Source organism: Thermobacillus composti KWC4, from assembly GCF_000227705.2.
GTDB lineage: Bacteria > Bacillota > Bacilli > Paenibacillales > Paenibacillaceae > Thermobacillus > Thermobacillus xylanilyticus.
The window spans coordinates 1,081,125-1,098,318 of record NC_019897.1 but is presented as its reverse complement, the minus strand read 5'-3'; the positions used below and the strand labels follow the sequence as shown (position 1 = coordinate 1,098,318).

The following is a 17,194-nucleotide window of genomic DNA, read 5'->3' as shown; positions in this document are numbered from 1 at the left end:
CTCCAAATCTTCCAAACGAAACCAAATCTTTATATCCAACGTCTATATATAGAGCCGACTTTTGCCAGCGAAAAAGCGACACACACCGCAGCGTACAACAAAATATTGATCAAAGGGGAGGAGTTTTCCTTGTTTCGCTCAATCCAACATACCACGATCCGGCTGCGCCTGCAGCGCTGGCTGCCGGCCGCGCTCGCCTTGGCCTTGCTGCTGACCGCTTGCAGCTCGGGAGGCCAAAACCGGGAGTCGGACGGCGAACCGACAACGCTCAAAATCATGTACTGGAACGAACAGATATTCTACAACGACTATGGCCTGCTGTTCTATGCGACGCATCCGAATTTCGACATCAAGATTGCCAGCACCAGTTCCATCCAAACCGGAGAAGGCGATTACAATGAAAAATTTGACGAGTTCATCCGGAACGAAAAACCGGACATTCTGATGCTGACCCTGGATCAATACGAGAAGTTTGCCGCCGACGGCCGGCTTGCCTCGCTCGAATCCTATGTCGCCGATGACAAGTTCGATCTCGAAGGGCTCATCCCGGGCCTGGTCGATCTGATGCGTGAGAAAGGCGGCGGCGAACTGTACGGTCTGACGCCGCAATTTTCCGGCCAGGCCGTTTACTACAACAAAGATTTGTTTGACCGTTACAACATCGAATATCCGACCGACAAGATGAGCTGGGAGGAATTGCTCAATCTGGCCGGGCGGTTTCCGACGGACGGGCAGGACGAGGACAGAATCTACGGCATCGATCTCGGCTATACGGCATCGAATTTGCACCAGTTCGGACAAACGATCGGGTTGACCATGGGGCTCCGCGTGGTGAACTCTGCCGACAAGCGGGTGTCGATCGATTCCGAATCGTGGGTCCGCGCGTACGAGACGGCGCTCAAAGCCTTCCGTTCCGGCACGCTGTACCCGAATGACAATTCGGACTTCAGCGGCGTCATGACTTACGAGGACTATCTGTTCCAGAATCCGTTCATCGCGGGCAAAGTCGCCATGACGATAAACACGACTTATCTGCTGCAGCAGCTCAGGGAAGCCGCGAACGCTTTCCCCGACAAGGCGGTGCAAAATTGGGATCTCGTCACCATACCGGTCGATCCCGCAAATCCCGACTATACGCATGACACTCCGTTCTACAGCATTTTTGCGATCAATGCGGAGTCGGCAAACCGCGACGCGGCCTGGGAATTTATTCGCTACATCCACGGCGACGAATTCGCGCAGGTCAGATCGAAAACATTCGCCGGGCAGCTTCCGGTCCGCACCAAATATATTCAGGACAGTGAAGGCCGGAACATGGCAGCTTTCTACATGTTGAAACCCTCATCATCCAGCCTGTTCGCCGGTATCGAAGATTTGCCGCAGGACTTTTCCATGCAATATTACACCATCGGTACGGAAGAGATGCAGGCTGTCATGGATGACCGGAAGTCCGTCGCGGAGGCGCTCGCCAGCATGCAGACCCGGCTGCAGGCGGCGCTGGACGCCTCACTCGCGAATCAGGATAGCGGAGGCGCTTCGGCGATTCCGGGCGGGACAGGCGCTTCGACCGGAATTGACGCCGATGAGGCGGCGGCGGATGATGCCGGTGAAGACGCGGTCGAATAGCTCCTCAGGTCTGGGGCGGCATTCCTATGAAACCAGATATAATCAAAACCGTTAATATAGAGTGCCGCCTTCACACACAACAAATCCTCAAGAAAACGACGCAAAATGGGAGAAGGAGTGGGGAGAAACAAGATGAAGAAGCACACGAACAGATGGCGAATGTCACGCTGGCTGGTGTTGTTGTTGACGTTGGCGTTGCTCCTTGCGGCATGCAGTTCCGGCGCCGGCAACCGTGAGCAAGGCGGCGAGCCGGTAACGCTTAAAGTGTTACATTGGGACGAACAAGCGTTCAACTCCGATTACGGCATGCTGTATTACGCGCTCAACCCGAATGTCGAATTCGAAGTCGTCAGCACGAGCAAACTTCAGGCATCCGAAATCCAGAGCAGCGAAGAGTACGAGAAGAAATTCGAGCAGTTCATCCAGGACGAAAAGCCGGACATTCTGATGCTGAACCAGGATCAATATGAAAAGTTCGCCGCCGACGGACGGCTCGTCTCGCTCGAGTCCTATCTGACGCGGGACAAGCTGGATCTGGAAGGATTCATTCCGGGGCTTGTCGATCTGATGCGGGAAAAGGGCGGCGGCGAACTGTACGGCCTTACACCGCACTTCTACAGCCAGGCGATCTACTACAACAAGGACCTGTTCGACCGGTACAATATCAGCTATCCGACCGACAAGATGAGCTGGGAGGAAGTGCTCAATCTGGCCGGCCGGTTCCCGACGGACGGATCGGACGAAGACCGGATCTACGGCCTCAGTCTCGGCTATTCGACGGAATTGTTCCAGCTTGGACTTGCCATCGGGACGACATCGGGACTGCGTGTGGTGAACCCGGCCGACAAGCGGATTTCGATCGACTCCGAATCCTGGGTCAACGCGTTCGAGACGGCGCTCAGGGCCATCCGGTCCGACACCTTGTACAATAATGAGAATACGAGCTTCAGCGGATCTTACGAGGATTATCTGCTGCAGAATCCGTTCGTCAGCGGCAAAGTCGCCATGGCGATCGACGACTTGTATCTGATGCAGCGAATCCGTGAAGCCGCGAACATCATCCCGGACAAAATTGTTAAAAATTGGGATCTCGTCACCATTCCGGTCGATCCGGCCAATCCCGATTATACGAACGACTTCTCGTTTTCCAACATCTTCGCAATCCATGCGGAGTCGCCCAATCGCGACGCGGCATGGGAATTTATCCGTTACATCCACAGCGACGATTACGCGCGGGTCAAGTCGAAGGCTTACAACACCGGCCAGTTACCGGTCCGCACGAAATATATCCAGGATGAGGAGGGCCGGAACATGGCGGCCTTCTACGCGCTGAAACCGTCGAACAACAACCTGTACGCCGGATTTGAAGATCTGCCGCAAGAATTCTTCATGCAATACTACACAATCGGCACGGAAGAAATGAAGGCTGTCGTGGACGACCAGAAAACCGTGGCGGAAGCGCTCGCCAGCATGCAGACCCGGCTGCAGGCGGCGCTGGATGAAGCGATTGCCAACCAGGAAGCGAATGGTGCTGCAGGCGGAAACGAAGCCAGCGCCTCGGTCGAATCGGGCATGGTCGTCATGCCGGCCGAATCCGGTGAAGCGGAAGCAGGCGCGGCCGGCGAAGACTCAGCCGAATAGTCCGTCCGCATCATGCCGCAGAAAACAAGGAAGGCAAAGCCCCCGGGCTTTGCCTTCCGCCGCTTCACGCCTGCAAACGATCCGCGTAAACGGCCATCGCGTCGCGCATGAATGCGGCGAGTCCTTCGCCGAATTGATCGATGTTCTTCGTGAACCGTTCATCGTCCACGTACATCTGACCGAGATTTTTGAACGCTTCGGGCGGGTAGCTGCCGAACTTTTGGAGCAGGTTGTACCATTCGCCGATCGCGGCCTGCGCTTCGTCCGAATCGGGAGTCGTGTGCTTGAGACCGGCAAGCTTCCGGTAGATCGCGCTCATCTCATCCTGCAGCTTGGCGGCTTCCTCCTTCGACAGGCTGCGGAGCGCCGCGTTCGAACGGTCGACCGCCTCGTCTCCCCACCGCTTGCGCGCTTCCTCTTCATACGGGTTCTTGCTGAAGTCGAACCCTTCGAATCGTTCTTGCGCCGTCATCGAAATTTCCCCTTTCATGTGTCGTATCGTTTTTTCCAGTGTGGCGAGCATGCTGTCCAGTCTTTTTCTCCGCTCCAGCAGCATGTTCCGATGCATTTCCATCACCGCGAGCCGGTCGAACTTCGGATCCGTGATGATCTCCTTGATCCGCTTCAGCGGAAAACCGAGCTCACGGAAGAACAGAATCTGTTGGAGCATCTCGAGATTTCGCTCGGAATAGATGCGGTAACCGGCTTCCGTCACCCCGTCGGGCACGAGCAAGCCGATTTCGTCGTAGTGATGGAGCGTGCGCACGCTGATGCCGGCCAGTTCGGCCACTTCTTTCACCCGCATGGAAAGGTCTGACCTCCTTTCGCCCCCCAATCTACAGTATCACGTAACGTGAGAGTCAAGCGGCTTTTTGAAAAAAAAAAATTTTCCGCCCGCACGCCATCTCGCATTATCGGGGCAACGGACGAATGATTTCGGGAAATTCGAAGTTTCGCAAGAATAGATTGCCCGGATTCGGCAACAATGGTAACAGAATCGAAGGGAGTGTATGCCAGTGATTTCGGAGAAAACACGCGCAAGATGGACACCGAGCGAAGATGAGACGCTGGTTGGCGTCATCCGTCAGCATGTGGAATCCGGTTCGTCGCTGACGGCGGCGTTTGCCGCGGCTGCGGAACTGCTGCCCGGCCGATCGGCGGCGGCCTGCGGATTCCGTTGGAACACCGAACTCAAAAACCATTACACCCTGCCCGTGCAGCCGCGGCGCGGCCGGCGCCAGAAACGCCGGGAAGCGGCCGGAAATCAGGCGTCCGCCCCGGCGGACAGCGCCGCGCTCACGAAGGGACTGGCGAAGACGCCCCAGCTCCCCGCCGCGCTTTCGCAGCTTTTGGACGCCGTGCCGAAAGTGCAGGTGCTGTTCGCGAATCTGGCCCAGGAACTGACCAGCTACCGCGACCGCGTGAAAGCGGTGGAGAAAGAGAACAAGGCGCTGCGCCAGCGGATCGCCGCGCTCGAAGCGCTCGGCGACGCGGCCGCCCAGGCCGATCTCGAGACGCTCTACCGGCTGCTTCAGCGGGCAAGGCAGATGAACCTGACGACCCATGCCCCGGAAGGCGCCGTCGTCTACGAGCGGCTGGACAGTGAAAGGAATACGAATATCGGCTGAATATCGGTTGATCCGCAAAAAACAAGGAGCAGTATGTCGTCCATACTGCTCCTTGTTTGTTGTATGGGATCAATGCGATAAAGCCAAATCGTAGCGATCCGCGTTCATGATCTTGACCCAGGCGGCGATGAAGTCGCGCACGAATTTCTCCTGATTGTCGTCCTGGGCGTAGACTTCGCAGATGGCGCGCAGCTCGGAGTTGGAGCCGAACAGGAGATCCACCTGCGTCGCGGTGTACAGCACTTCGCCCGTCTTGAGGCTGCGTCCTTCGTACACGCCGTCGCCGGCCGGTTTCCACTGGATGTTCATGTCCAGCAGGTTGACGAAGAAGTCGTTCGTCAGCTGGCCGACGCGGTCCGTGAATACGCCGTGCTTCGTGCCGCCGAAGTTGGTGCCGAGCACGCGCAGACCGCCGATGAGCACCGTCATTTCCGGAGCGGTCAGGCCCAGCAGGTGCGCCTTGTCGATCAGGAGTTCCGCCGGATTCGCCTGAACGCCTTTCTTCACATAGTTGCGGAATCCGTCGGCGAGCGGCTCCAGCACGGCAAAGCTTTCGACATCGGTCTGCTCCTGCGAAGCGTCGCCGCGCCCCGGCGCGAACGGAACGCTGACGTCGAATCCGGCGTCCCGCGCCGCTTTCTCGACCGCCGCGCTGCCGCCGAGCACGATCAGGTCGGCCAGGCTGACCTTCGGTTCCAGCTCTTCCTGGATGGCTTCCAGAATCCGCAGCACTTTCGCAAGCTGTTCAGGCTGATTGACTTCCCAATCCTTCTGCGGCGCCAGACGGATTCTCGCGCCGTTCGCGCCGCCGCGGTAGTCGGTGTGCCGGAACGTGCTGGCCGCCGCCCACGCCGTCGTGACGAGTTCGCTCACCGTCAGGCCGGAGTCCAGAATCCGCTGCTTGATGTCCGCGATCTGTTCCTCCGACAGCGTGTAATCGACCGCAGGCACCGGATCCTGCCAGATGAAGTCTTCCTCCGGCACTTCCGGACCGAGCAGCCGGGTGCGGGGCCCCATGTCGCGGTGCGTGAGCTTGAACCACGCGCGGGCGAACGCCTGGGCGAACTCGTCCGGATTTTCCAGGAAGCGGCGGGAAATTTTCTCGTATTCGGGATCGAACCGGAGCGCCAGGTCCGTGGTCAGCATCATCGGCTTGACGCGGACGGACGAATCTTCCGGGTCCGGCGCCAGATGTTCCGGCTTCGGATCGACGGGCTCCCATTGCCAGGCGCCCGCCGGGCTCTTCGTCAACTGCCATTCATAGCCGAACAAGTTCTGGAAGAAGCCCATGTCCCACTGCGTCGGATTCGTCGTCCACGGTCCTTCGAGACCGCTGGTGATCGTGTCGCGGCCTTTGCCGGAACCATGCGAGCTGATCCAGCCGAGACCCATGTGCTCGACCGGCGCGGCTTCGGGTTCGGGACCGACCTTCGCGGCGTCGCCCGCTCCGTGCGCTTTGCCGAACGTGTGGCCGCCGGCGATGAGCGCCACGGTCTCCTCGTCGTTCATCCCCATCCGGCTGAACGTCTCGCGGATGTCGCGCGCGGCCGCGAGCGGGTCCGGCTTGCCGTTCGGACCTTCCGGGTTGACGTAGATCAGGCCCATCTGGACGGCCGCCAGCGGATTTTCGAGCTCGCGGTCGCCGGAGTACCGGTTGTCGCCCAGCCACTCTTTCTCGGAACCCCAGTAAATATCTTCTTCCGGATGCCAGACGTCGACGCGTCCGCCGCCGAAACCGATCGTCGGGCCGCCCATCGACTCGATGGCGACGTTCCCGGCGAGGATGAACAGGTCGGCCCAGGAAATCTTGTTGCCGTATTTCTTCTTGATCGGCCACAGGAGCCGGCGGGCTTTGTCAAGATTGGCGTTGTCCGGCCAGCTGTTCAGCGGGGCGAACCGCTGGGTGCCGGTATTTCCGCCGCCGCGGCCGTCGAAAATGCGGTACGTTCCGGCGGAGTGCCAGGCCATGCGGATGATCAGCGGACCGTAATGCCCGTAATCGGCCGGCCACCATTCCTGGCTTTCGGTCATCAATTTGCGCAAGTCCTCTTTCAGCGCGTAGTAGTCCAGCTTGGCAAATTCTTTCGCATAATCGAAATCTTCGCCCATCGGGTTCGATTTCCGGTCATGCTGACGCAGAATGCTCAGGTTGAGCCGGTTGGGCCACCAATGTTTGTTCGTGGTCGCCTCCGACCGGTGGCTCGTGACGCTGCCGTGCGAAAAGGGGCATTTGCCGGTGCTTGCCGTCGTGTCCATTCCGATCACTCCCGTACCGTTAGATTTAAAATTATATAATAATAATTCTAATCTATTTATAAACCGATTCGGGCGTTTTATCAAGCTTTTTCATTTTCCATCTGCGCCGATGCCGGGCTCCGCCGCCGAAGCCGCGGGGAATTCCGCTGCCCGCCGCTGGTGAACGGTGACGGGGATTTGCCCGGTTTGCCGGCCTTGATCAACTGGTTTGACGCGCATTGGCTTCCGGTCAGCCGCACGTTGCCGGCCCGGTTTGCTGCGCATTGGTTGAATAAATATTCTTTATGTTGTATATTTATTGAAAAGACTTACTGCGGATCATGCCGCGGGGAGGATCGGGACGTGGAGAAACCTGACATTGTCATTGCAAACCTCGGATATCCGAGAATCGGAGAACGGCTGGAAGGCATCTCGGCGCTGGAAGCGTACCGGGCGGGGAACATCGGCGAACGGGAGCTGGAGGAACGGCTGATGGCGGTCCGGCTCGCCCGCCTGCTGAAACAGCAGGAAGCCGGCGTCGACTGGATTCCGGTCGGCGACTTCGCGCTGTACGATCACGTGCTGGATCACAGCATCGCATTCGGCCTCGTGCCGGAGCGGTTCGCGGAGGCGGCCGCGCGCGGACCGGCGGCGCTCGCCTTCGCCATGGCCGAAGGCGCGCCGGGGGCGGCGGCCTGCCGGACGAAGCCGTGGTACGGCACGCCGTACCAATACATCGTGCCGGAACCGGCGGCGTTCACGGCGCCGCGCCTCGTCCGCAATCCGTGGGCCGAGGCGTTCCGCGAGGCGCGCGCGCATCTTCAGGCGCTGCCCGTGCCGGTCATGATCGGCCCCTATACGTTCGCGAAACTGGCGGAAGGGCTCCCGCCGGAAGAGGCGCTCGAACGGATCGCGCCGGTGTACGCGCAGGCGCTGCGCGGACTGCATGAGGCCGGCGCGGCCTGGGTGCAGCTCGAGGAACCGGAGCTCGCCCGGGCCGTGCCGCCGCGGCATTGGCCGCTCATCGAGCGGACCTACCGGGCGCTGCACGACGCGGCGCCGCCGCTCCGCCTGATGCTGCAGCTCACGTTCGGTCTGCCGGACGAATGCGCGCGGCTGCTTGAGCTGCCCGTCGCCGGCATCGGCCTCGACTTCGCGGCGGACGGGGGCCGCGCGCTTGAGGCCGTGGCGAAGCACGGCTTCCCGGCCGCCCGGGTGCTCGGCGTCGGCATCGTCGACGGCCGGAGCGTCTGGCGGTCCGACCTCACGGCGGCATGCGCGCTGCTCGAGAACCTGCGGCGCCTCTTCCCGCAGGTCCGGCTGGCGCTGCAGCCGTCCTGCAGCCTGCTGCATGCGCCGGTGGCGCTCGGGCCCGGGACGCCGCCGCGCGGGCTGCCCCGCCACGCGCTGGCGTTCGCCGACGAGAAGCTCGGCGAACTGCGCGTGCTGCACACCGCGCTCACCGAGGGACGGGATGCCGTCAAGCTCGACCTGACGGACAGCGACGTGCTGCAAGACATGCTCCGCGTCCTGCTGCCCGCGGCCGTGCCGGACGGCGGCGTGCCGGTGGAGCACGCCTGGGTGCAGGCCTGCGGTCCCGCGTGCATCCGGCCCGCCATCAGCGGCAAGCCGGCGGCCTTGGCTGCGGGCCGCAGGCATGCGGCCGCGGGCATGGCGTCGGGCACCGCATAAACGCCGTTTCCGGCATGGCATGCAACAACGGCCGCCCTGCCCGCGCCTTGCGGGCATGGCGGCCGTTATCGTTTGTTCTGCCGATCGGGCCAATACGTCTCGGTCATGTACGGCAATCCCCGGGCATCCGGCCAGACGTACGCCCAGCCCTCCAGCGGCTGTCCGGATGCGTCGCGGACCCAGATCCGCTCGTACTCGTTCGGCGACTCCGGGCCGATGAAGTCTTCCAGCTCATCCAGCGCCGCCAGCGCCTCGGGCCTGACCGTCAGCCACATCCCCCGCACGCGGCCCGCCAACGCGTCTTCACCCCGCACCAACGCGGGCCAGGCGCCGCAATCGACGAGCCTGCCGCGCACCTCGCCCGGCCGCGCATCCAGCACCCAGGGGGCCGCGATGCCGTGGTTGCACTCGCCGGGCAGCAGGGAGCCGTAGACGAACACATGCACGGCGCGGATCATCGTTCGCTGCACGCCTCCTGATCTTGCCGGTGCTCGTGATACCATTTGACGAACGCGTCGGCGGTGACCGGACGGGTATAGTAGAAGCCCTGCGCTTCCTCGCACAATTCCGCGCGCAGGAAGCGAAGCTGCTCCTCGCTCTCCACCCCTTCGGCCGTCACCCGCATGTTCAGGTGGCGGGCCATCGCGGCAATCGTCGACACGATCGCCGCATCGTTCCCGTCGCGATCCAGATCCGCGACGAAGGAACGGTCGATCTTCAGCTTGTCGATCGGATAGCGCTTCAGATAGCTGAGCGAGCTGTAACCGGTTCCGAAATCGTCCAGGCTGATCTGCACCCCGACTTCCTTCAGTTTGCGCAGCGTCTCGTAAGCAAATTCAACATCGGCCGTCATGCTCTCGGTGATCTCCAGGCCGACCCAGCGCGGCTCGAGGCCGGTCTCGTCCAGAATCGCGCGGATGCGGTCGGCAAGATCGTGCTGATGGAACTGGCGCATGGACAGATTGACGGACACGATGAACGGCGGCAGGCCGGCGTCCTGCCACGCCTTGTTCTGGGCGCAGGCCGTGCGGATGACCCATTCGCCGATTTCGTTGATGAGCCCGGTCTCCTCCGCGATCGGAATGAACAGATGGGGCGGAACGACCCCGCGCTCCGGATGCTCCCAGCGAAGGAGCGCCTCGACGCCGGTAACGTTTCCGGAATGCAGGTCGACCAGCGGCTGGTAGACCAGATAGAACTGGTTCTCCTCGAGCGCCGGCCGCATATCGTTCTCCAGCTTGAGCCGTTCACGCGCCTGGTCGCTCATCCGGGGCGTATAGATCCGGTAGGTGTTCCGTTCCGCTTTCGCGCTGTACAGTGCGGCGTCCGCATGCTTGAGCAGCAGCTCCGGCGTATTTCCGAACTCCGGCCCGATCGCAATCCCGATGCTGACCGTGATGTGATATCCGGTGCCGTCGAACGAGAGCGGCGTCTCGAACGCCTTCAGCAGCCGGGCCGCCGCCTTTTCCGCTTCTTCGGCCTTCTCCAGCCCGGGCAGCAGAACCGTAAACTCGTCGCCGCCCATCCGGTAAACATGCGGCAAAGGCGCAACCGTCTGCTTCAGCCGTTCCGCCGCGGCGATGAGCAGCTGATCCCCGCACGAATGGCCGAGCGTGTCGTTGATCGTTTTGAACCGGTCCATGTCCAGCAGCAGGACGGCGAGCCGGGTGCGGGACCGCTCCGCGCGGTTCAGTTCCGCCTCCAGCCGCTCGGTCAGCCGCCGCCGGTTGCCGAGTCCGGTCAGCTCGTCATGGTACGCCAGATACTGGATCTGGGCTTCCGCCCGCTTCTGCTGGCGCATCGGGCCTTCGATCGTCACCAGATAAATCCCCTGCATCAGGAAGAAATAGCCGCCCGCCTTGAATATCTGCGCCAGCAGCATGTCCGCGTCCAGCAGTTCGTCGACGAACAGCACCTGCAGATTGGCGAACCAGAGCAGGCACATCGCCTGCACGATTTTCAGCAGCGCCTGCGGGCGGGCGCTCCGGTTCCGGTACAGAATTATCGCCCCGGCGGCCGCATAGCCGCCCAGGATGATCACGATGGCCGCGACGCGCAGCAGGTCCAGCGCCTGTCCCTTAAGCAGCGCGCCCTCCCGGAAGAACGCGGCCGCCGCCACGATCGCCGCAACGGCGAACCCGCACAGGGGCGACAGCCAGAGCAGCCGCCGCCGTTCGCCGCCGTGCGCCTTCCCGTCCGCCTGGGTGAGCAGGAGGAGCAGGCCGGCCGCGCCGATCACCTGCGCCGCCGCGCCGTAAACCATCGTGAGCGATGTGTCGCCGGCATCGCGGTAGAACGGCTGGCCGAAGAAGGTCAGCGCATGCGCCAGCTCCAGGATGCCGACGACGGTGAACAGGCTGGCCGTATGCAGCCGGATCCGGGTGAGCTGCCGGACGAAAAACGCCCAGCCGAGCAGCACCATTGCAAAACAGAACGCCACGATCGCATAGCCAAGCAATGTCGCGACAAGCAGCAAATCCAGCATTTCCGTCCATCGATGGATGATGTCATGGAACAAACGCATGGCCGCGAACGACATCAACACCAGGCCGATTACCAAAACGGTCTGCTTCTCCGCCTTGTTCACCGACATTGCTCCGACCCCCGTGCCCGTATCGTCTACATTTCGGACAGATTCGTGTTTTTTCGCAACTTGAGTAACCATTTCCACGCGCAATCTGCAGATTCCTGCCGGAAATGCAAATTTTGCATGTTTTGGAAGCTGTTATTCCGACTTCATCCGACCCGCTCGGCAGTTCTGCTCCTTCAAGGCGCGAACGGGGAAGCGATCCGCCATCCTTCCCGCTCGAGCGCGCACCTCACCGCGGCCGCGATCTCCGGAGCGCCGGGACTATCGCCGTGAATGCAGAGGGTGCCGGCGCGGACTTCCGCCGTCCCGCCGGCCGCCGTCCGCACGACGCCGCGGGACGCGATATCGAGCGCCTGCGCCGCCGCCTCTTCCGGCCGCTCCAGCACCGCGCCGGCGGAGCCGCGCGGCAGCAGGCGGCCGTCCGCGCCGTAGCGCCGGTCGGCGAACGCTTCGGCCGCCGTCTTGAGGCCGGCCGCCCGGGCCGCCCGCTCAAGCAGCCCGTCCGGCGGCACGAACAGGCCGATCGCCGGATCGAACCTCCGGACGGCCTGCGCGACGGCTTCGGCCAGCGCTTCCGACCGGTCCGCCATATGGTACAGCGCGCCGTGCAGCTTCACGTGGCGGATGCGGCCGCCCGCGGCCCGCACGAAGGCGTCGAGCGCGCCGAGCTGGTAGAGCAGGTCGTCGGCCGCCTCCTGCGCGGTCAGCGCCAGCGCCCGCCGGCCGAAGCCGGCCCGGTCCGGCAGACCGGGATGGGCACCGACGGCGACGCCGGCTTCGATGCACCGCTCGACCGTCTCGCGCATCGTGCGCGGGTCGCCGGCGTGAAAACCGCAGGCGATGTTCGCCGACGAGAGGAGCGGAATCAGCTCGCGGTCGCGGCCGATCGCATAGGGGCCGAAGCCTTCGCCGACATCGCCGTTCAGATCGATGGTTCTGGCATTCGACATGGTCAATGATTCGCCTCCCGCATGGTTCAACGATTCGGCCGCCGGCACCGGATGCCGGCGGCGAGCAGGCGCAGCTCCGCCTCCCGCCGGAGCAGCAGGCGATGCGCCTCGTCCACCCCGATCGGGCGGAACCGCACCCGGTCGCCGGGGCGGAGCTGCGCGAGCAGCGGCAGGTCGACGGCCGCCACATGGGCGATGACCGGGTAGCCGCCGGTCGTCTGGCAGTCGGCGCCGAGCACGATCGGCTGCCCGCCGGCCGGCACCTGCACGGTGCCCGGCAGCACGCCGCGCGAGCGCATCTCCGTCCGGACCGCGAGCTCAAGCGGCGGCCCGTTGAGCCGCACGCCCATCCGGTCCGAATCGGGAGCCGCCGTGTACGGCTCCCGGAAGAAGCGTTCACGGGCTTCCGCCGTGAACGCTTCCGGGTCGGCGGACGGCACGGCGCGCAGCACGACGCCGTCCGCCGCATCCCGCGCGCTGCCGCCCCCGGCGAAGCCTTCCGGCAGCGCGCACCAGCCGGGCGCAGCCCAGCTGCGCCCGGAGGCGGCGGCTTCCGCCGCCAGCGCCGCTGCCCCAGGCGGCCGCCCACGCCGAGGGCGCGCCCGCGGGCAGCGCATCGCCGGCCCGGAGGGGCCGGCCGTCCGCGCCGCCGAAGCCGGCGCGGATGTCGGTGCCGCGCCCCCCGAGCACCGGCGGCACGGCGATGCCGCCGGCGACCGCGACGTACGCGCGGCAGCCCCGTGCGGCGCGGCCGAACCGGATCACCGTCCCGCGCCGCACCCATACCGGGCGCCGGAAGGGGAGCCGGCCGCCGTCCGCGGCCGGCTGCATTTCGGCGCCCGTCACCGCGATGAGCAGATCATCCGCCGCTTCCAGTTCGGCGCCGGCCAGCGTCATCTCCAGCGCGGCGGCTCCCTCGGGATTGCCGACGAGCAGATTCGCCGTCCGGAACGCGGCCTCGTCCATCGCGCCGCCCGCGGTGACGCCGATTGCGCGATACCCGGCTCTTCCGCCGTCCTGCACCGTCGTCAGCAGCCCGGGCGATCGGACGATGAGCCCCATCGGCGTCCCTCCTTCCGGATGCCGCAATCGGTCCCGGTACCGAAACCGAAAGCCTCACCGGCACCGCCCGCTCCCGACCTTCCGGAATGGCCGTCCAAGCCGCGCGCGCCGCCGTCCGCGACGGGCACGAACCGGACGATATCGCCGGCGCGAAGCAGGGACGGTTCGGCGGCATGCGGATCGAACAGCTTGAGATCGGTGCGGCCGATGATCTGCCACCCGCCCGGTGAATCGAACGGGTACACCCCGGTCTGCCCGCCCGCGATGCCGACCGACCCGGCCGGAACCCGGCGCCGCGGCACGGCCAGGCGCGGCTGCGCCAGCCGCTCCGGCAGCCCGCTCAAATACGGAAATCCGGGCATGAAGCCGATCATCGCGACCGTATAGCGCGCTGACGCATGCGCCGCGATGAACGCGTCCGGGGCCAGCCCGGACCGCTTCGCGCACGCTGCCAGATCGGGGCCGTCCGCGCCGCCGTAGCGCACCGGGATTTCAACCACGCGCGGCTTCGTCTCCGCATCTGCATCGCCGCTCTCCACAATGCGCCGAAGCACCGATTCCACGTACGGCCATACCGCCGCCTCGCCCGCGGCCGGCGCCGCCTTCGCGGCGGCCGAGGGGTCGTAGACAACCGTCACCGTGTCGTAGGCGGGCACGACGTCGACGACCCACGGCAGCCGCGCCGCCTCGATCCGGGCCGCGCACGCCGCCGGACGGAATTCCGCCTCCGCTTCACTGCCTTCCCACATGGCCACAATCGCCCGGTCGCCCGCGGGCACCCATCGCATCATGCTTGCCTCCCCGCTTTTCTGTCTCGCTCCGTCTTGCCTGTTGCAACATCCACTTTACAGTTTCGGCTATTTTCGCCTTTCTGTCCATACAGGCCTGCGCCGCACCCCTCCGCTGCCGGTCCGCGCACAAAAAAACTACGCCTGACCAATTAACATACAGGGCCGTTGATCTAGCCTCGTACCATTTTGCAGCGTGACATGCATATTGCAGCACCTTCGGTTCGGTTCCGCGTGCCTCTGTAACGTGGTATCCACGTTATGGCAGCTTCTGCTTGGCTTCGCGCACCTCTGTAACGTGGTATCCACGCTACAGCCGCTTCTGCTTGGCATCGCGCACCTCTGTAACGTGGTATCCACGCTACAGCCGCTTCTGCTTGGCATCGCGCACCTCTGTAACGTGGTATCCACGTTATGGCAGCTTCTGCTTGGTTCCGCGCACCTCTGTAACGTGGTATCCACACTACAGCCGCTTCTGCTTGGCATCGCGCACCTCTGTAACGTGGTATCCACACTACAGCCGCTTCTGCTTGGCATCGCGCACCTCTGTAACGTGGTATCCACGTTATGGCAGCTTCGGCACTGCCTTTGTTTGTTAATTGGTCAGCGGTAGAAAAAAGCCGGCACCACCGCGCGGTTCGCGGCATGCCGGCTTCAACGGGAGCGGCACGCTGCCCCTCCAACGAAACCCTTTCCCGTTATATCGCCATCCATGGCTTCTTTTTGCATCAGGAATTTTCATCCATAAAGCGTCCCCGTTTCGTTCCCCGCCCACGGGCCGCCCTGGCGCTGCAAGCACGGCACCGGCGCTTGACGCGTCCGCTCCGAACGCGCCACGCGCTTTCACGATTGCCCCCTGCACCTTGCGCGCCGGAACCTTGCTTACCCGTTCTCCGCCGGCAGCCCGGCGAAGCGCCGGATGATCTCGACCAGCAGGTCGTTGAGCGGGCGCACCTCGAATTCGCCGACCGCCGCTTCCAGATGGTCGTTGCCGATGCCGCTGTGGTCGGTCAGGAATACGTAAGTGCCGCCGGTCGCAGCCGCCAGAAAACGCATCAGATACTCCGTGTTCACATCGACGCCGCTCGAAGCCACCGGCACGATCCGGATGCCGAGCTTCGCCGCTTCCAGTGTCGCCTCGTGCAGTTCGTCGATGATCTGCGGCTCGTCCCGGGGCGGCGCGTCGCCTACGAGGAACAGCAGGCGCGTCCGCGCCGACCGCCGCCATTCATGCCCGCTGACCGCGTTCGTCAGCGCCTGTTCGACCGCTTCCGGATAGTCGCCGCCGCCTTCGGCCTTCTCTCTCGCAATGCGTCTCACCGCCTCGTCAATATCGGCCGTGAACGGATATGGCTTGATGACGTAATCGTCATGGCGGTCCCGATAGAAATTGACGCTCACTTCGATATCAAGCTGCCCGGCGCCCTTGCGCGCGCGGTTGATGACATCCTTGAGCTCCTCCCGCAGAAAATCGATCTCGTCCTGCATCGATCCCGTCGTGTCCACGACGAACATGAGATCGACCGCGTTCGACGGCTCGGGCCGCTGTTCAAACGTAACGACGAGCGGCTTGTCGCGCGGGATCGGCACATGGCTGAACATTTTCGACTCGCCGCCCGCGCGCACCTCCACGTCGTAGCCGGGCTGCGCGCGGTTCGGCTCGTCCTCGTACTGCCTCTGATCGCGATCGCGCATCGACCGCTGGTCTTCGTTCGCGGCCGGATCATCCCGCTCGAACATCCGGGCATACGCATAGGCGCACCCGTCCATGTCCGTCTTCGTCCGCCAGACGAGCCGGCCGTCCGCGTCCTTCACGATGACGTCGGCGTCGGCGATCGGCTGCCCGCCCGCCTCGGCCCGGACGACGAGCCGGTCGAACCGGTAATAATCCCAGTAATATCTGTTGTCCGTGCCTTCGCCGCTCCGGAGCAGATTCAGCCAGTCCTCCCACTGTTCAACGTCGCGCCATTCGCCGGCCGTGAGCTGCCCCGGCGCCGCCTGCGGATTCCCGGCGATCCGGGATGTCCTTCCCCCCGCCTCGCCTTCCGACGCCCGGTCGGCCGAATCGGCGCGAGGATGACCTCCGGAAGAAGCCGCATCCGACGCCGAGCGAGGTCCGCCTGAAGCGCTTCCATCAGCCGCATTGTTCCTTTCCGAACCCGAGCAACCCGAAAGAAAGACGAACAAAAGCAAAACCGCCGCCAGCAGCAATCGGTGCACACCGGCCGTGCAGACCGGGCGCATGCGTCTTTTTCCCGGCATACGCCGACCCCCCATGAAAATTTTTTAACCTCTAGACGCCGCCGGCTGGAAAAAGGTTGCGGTTCTCCAAAAACAAAACAAAGGCGGCTTCGCGGAAAATATCCCGCAAAGCCGCCCGGTTCAGACGCGCTCCAGACAGTATTTCAGCAGTACCGACATCTCCAGATGCTGAAGCTCCTCCAGCAAGGCGCGGGCGCCGTCGCTGCCCCGTCCCAGAACCTGCGCCTCCACGGCGTCGACGAACCGAAACGGATCCCACTCGCCCGCAGCCGCCAGCTTGCCGATCAATCGATCGGCTTCCGGCGCGCCGGCGCCCGGCCGGAACGAAGCCAGCAGATCACGGGCCGCGTCATGCAGCCGGCTCATGGCCGGATGGCGGCCGACGCGGCGGAACCAATATTTCGAGTTCCAGTAGTCGCCCTCCATCCGGTGCATGATGCCGTGCCAGTAGCTGCCCGTCGGATTCTCGATTCCCTGGGAGATCGTGTGCGAACGGTCGAGATTGCCGTTCCACAGCAGCAGGCCCGAGACGACCGCCTGCGCGTCCGGGTCATCGCCGGCTTCCGCCTGCAGCTTGCCGATCGCCTCGTCCGCCGTCCGGTCCGCCGGACCTTCGGGCGCAAGCGGCAGCAACGGCCTGCGCGCTTCAAGCTGCCGCATCCATTCTTCCGCCTTCGCTCTCAAGCTCATGCCGATTCCCTCCCCCGATGCCGGATCCAA

The 17,194-nt window shown here is 63.7% G+C and carries 14 protein-coding genes; 4 read left to right on the top strand and 10 right to left on the bottom strand.

Translation table 11 applies throughout. The features are described 5' to 3' along the window. Positions 1-129: 129 nt before the first annotated feature. Both THECO_RS05090 and THECO_RS05085 read left to right on the top strand, forming a co-directional pair. Positions 130-1,626: an ABC transporter substrate-binding protein gene (locus THECO_RS05090; protein WP_015253988.1), complete on the top strand. Its 1,497-nt coding sequence runs from the start codon at positions 130-132 to the stop codon at positions 1,624-1,626. Between the two features lie 132 nt (positions 1,627-1,758). After that, positions 1,759-3,267 (top strand): ABC transporter substrate-binding protein, encoded by a 1,509-nt coding sequence (locus THECO_RS05085; RefSeq protein ID WP_015253987.1) that lies wholly within the window; start codon positions 1,759-1,761, stop codon positions 3,265-3,267. Positions 3,268-3,331: 64 nt separating this feature from the next. Here THECO_RS05085 and THECO_RS05080 read toward each other — a convergent pair whose 3' ends face one another. Further along, positions 3,332-4,072, bottom strand: a complete 741-nt coding sequence (locus THECO_RS05080) for a MerR family transcriptional regulator (RefSeq protein ID WP_015253986.1) — start codon at positions 4,070-4,072, stop codon at positions 3,332-3,334. A 205-nt stretch (positions 4,073-4,277) separates the two neighbouring features. On the opposite strand from THECO_RS05080, the gene THECO_RS20420 reads away from it, so the two are divergent. Beyond that, on the top strand, positions 4,278-4,895 hold the full coding sequence (locus THECO_RS20420) for a Myb-like DNA-binding domain-containing protein (RefSeq protein ID WP_157373526.1): 618 nt from the start codon (positions 4,278-4,280) through the stop codon (positions 4,893-4,895). A gap of 69 nt (positions 4,896-4,964) precedes the next feature. On the opposite strand, the gene katG is transcribed toward THECO_RS20420, so the two are convergent. After that, positions 4,965-7,151 (bottom strand): catalase/peroxidase HPI, encoded by a 2,187-nt coding sequence (gene katG / locus THECO_RS05070; protein WP_015253984.1) that lies wholly within the window; start codon positions 7,149-7,151, stop codon positions 4,965-4,967. 342 nt (positions 7,152-7,493) lie between these two features. Here katG and THECO_RS05065 point away from each other — a divergent pair, with 342 nt between their 5' ends. Then, on the top strand, positions 7,494-8,822 hold the full coding sequence (locus tag THECO_RS05065) for a methionine synthase II (cobalamin-independent) (RefSeq protein WP_015253983.1): 1,329 nt from the start codon (positions 7,494-7,496) through the stop codon (positions 8,820-8,822). A gap of 65 nt (positions 8,823-8,887) precedes the next feature. Here THECO_RS05065 and THECO_RS05060 read toward each other — a convergent pair whose 3' ends face one another. From THECO_RS05060 to THECO_RS05030, 8 genes are all read right to left on the bottom strand, one after another. Beyond that, positions 8,888-9,280 carry a gamma-glutamylcyclotransferase family protein gene (locus THECO_RS05060; RefSeq protein ID WP_015253982.1) on the bottom strand — a complete coding sequence of 131 codons (393 nt, stop codon included), beginning with the start codon at positions 9,278-9,280 and terminating at the stop codon, positions 8,888-8,890. Then, a complete protein-coding gene (locus THECO_RS05055) occupies positions 9,277-11,415 on the bottom strand; it encodes a putative bifunctional diguanylate cyclase/phosphodiesterase (RefSeq protein ID WP_015253981.1) in 2,139 nt (712 codons plus the stop codon). The genes THECO_RS05060 and THECO_RS05055 overlap by 4 nt, the downstream gene beginning before the upstream one ends. Before the next feature lie 173 nt (positions 11,416-11,588). Further along, complete coding sequence (locus THECO_RS05050) at positions 11,589-12,362, bottom strand: LamB/YcsF family protein (RefSeq protein WP_041854190.1); 774 nt, start codon at positions 12,360-12,362, stop codon at positions 11,589-11,591. 26 nt (positions 12,363-12,388) lie between these two features. Continuing rightward, complete coding sequence (locus THECO_RS22580) at positions 12,389-12,814, bottom strand: 5-oxoprolinase subunit C family protein (RefSeq protein ID WP_332306830.1); 426 nt, start codon at positions 12,812-12,814, stop codon at positions 12,389-12,391. Further along, the gene (locus THECO_RS22575) at positions 12,759-13,424 is read right to left on the bottom strand and encodes a 5-oxoprolinase subunit C family protein (protein WP_332306829.1); all 666 of its coding nucleotides are present in this window, start codon (positions 13,422-13,424) and stop codon (positions 12,759-12,761) included. The genes THECO_RS22580 and THECO_RS22575 overlap by 56 nt, the downstream gene beginning before the upstream one ends. Beyond that, positions 13,391-14,215 (bottom strand): 5-oxoprolinase subunit PxpB, encoded by an 825-nt coding sequence (gene pxpB, locus THECO_RS05040; RefSeq protein ID WP_015253979.1) that lies wholly within the window; start codon positions 14,213-14,215, stop codon positions 13,391-13,393. Before pxpB ends, THECO_RS22575 begins: the two co-directional genes overlap by 34 nt. Positions 14,216-15,094: 879 nt before the next feature. After that, positions 15,095-16,474 carry a VWA domain-containing protein gene (locus THECO_RS20415; protein ID WP_015253978.1) on the bottom strand — a complete coding sequence of 460 codons (1,380 nt, stop codon included), beginning with the start codon at positions 16,472-16,474 and terminating at the stop codon, positions 15,095-15,097. 120 nt (positions 16,475-16,594) lie between these two features. After that, positions 16,595-17,164, bottom strand: coding sequence for a hypothetical protein (locus THECO_RS05030; RefSeq protein ID WP_015253977.1), 570 nt, complete (start codon positions 17,162-17,164; stop codon positions 16,595-16,597). Positions 17,165-17,194 lie beyond the last annotated feature (30 nt).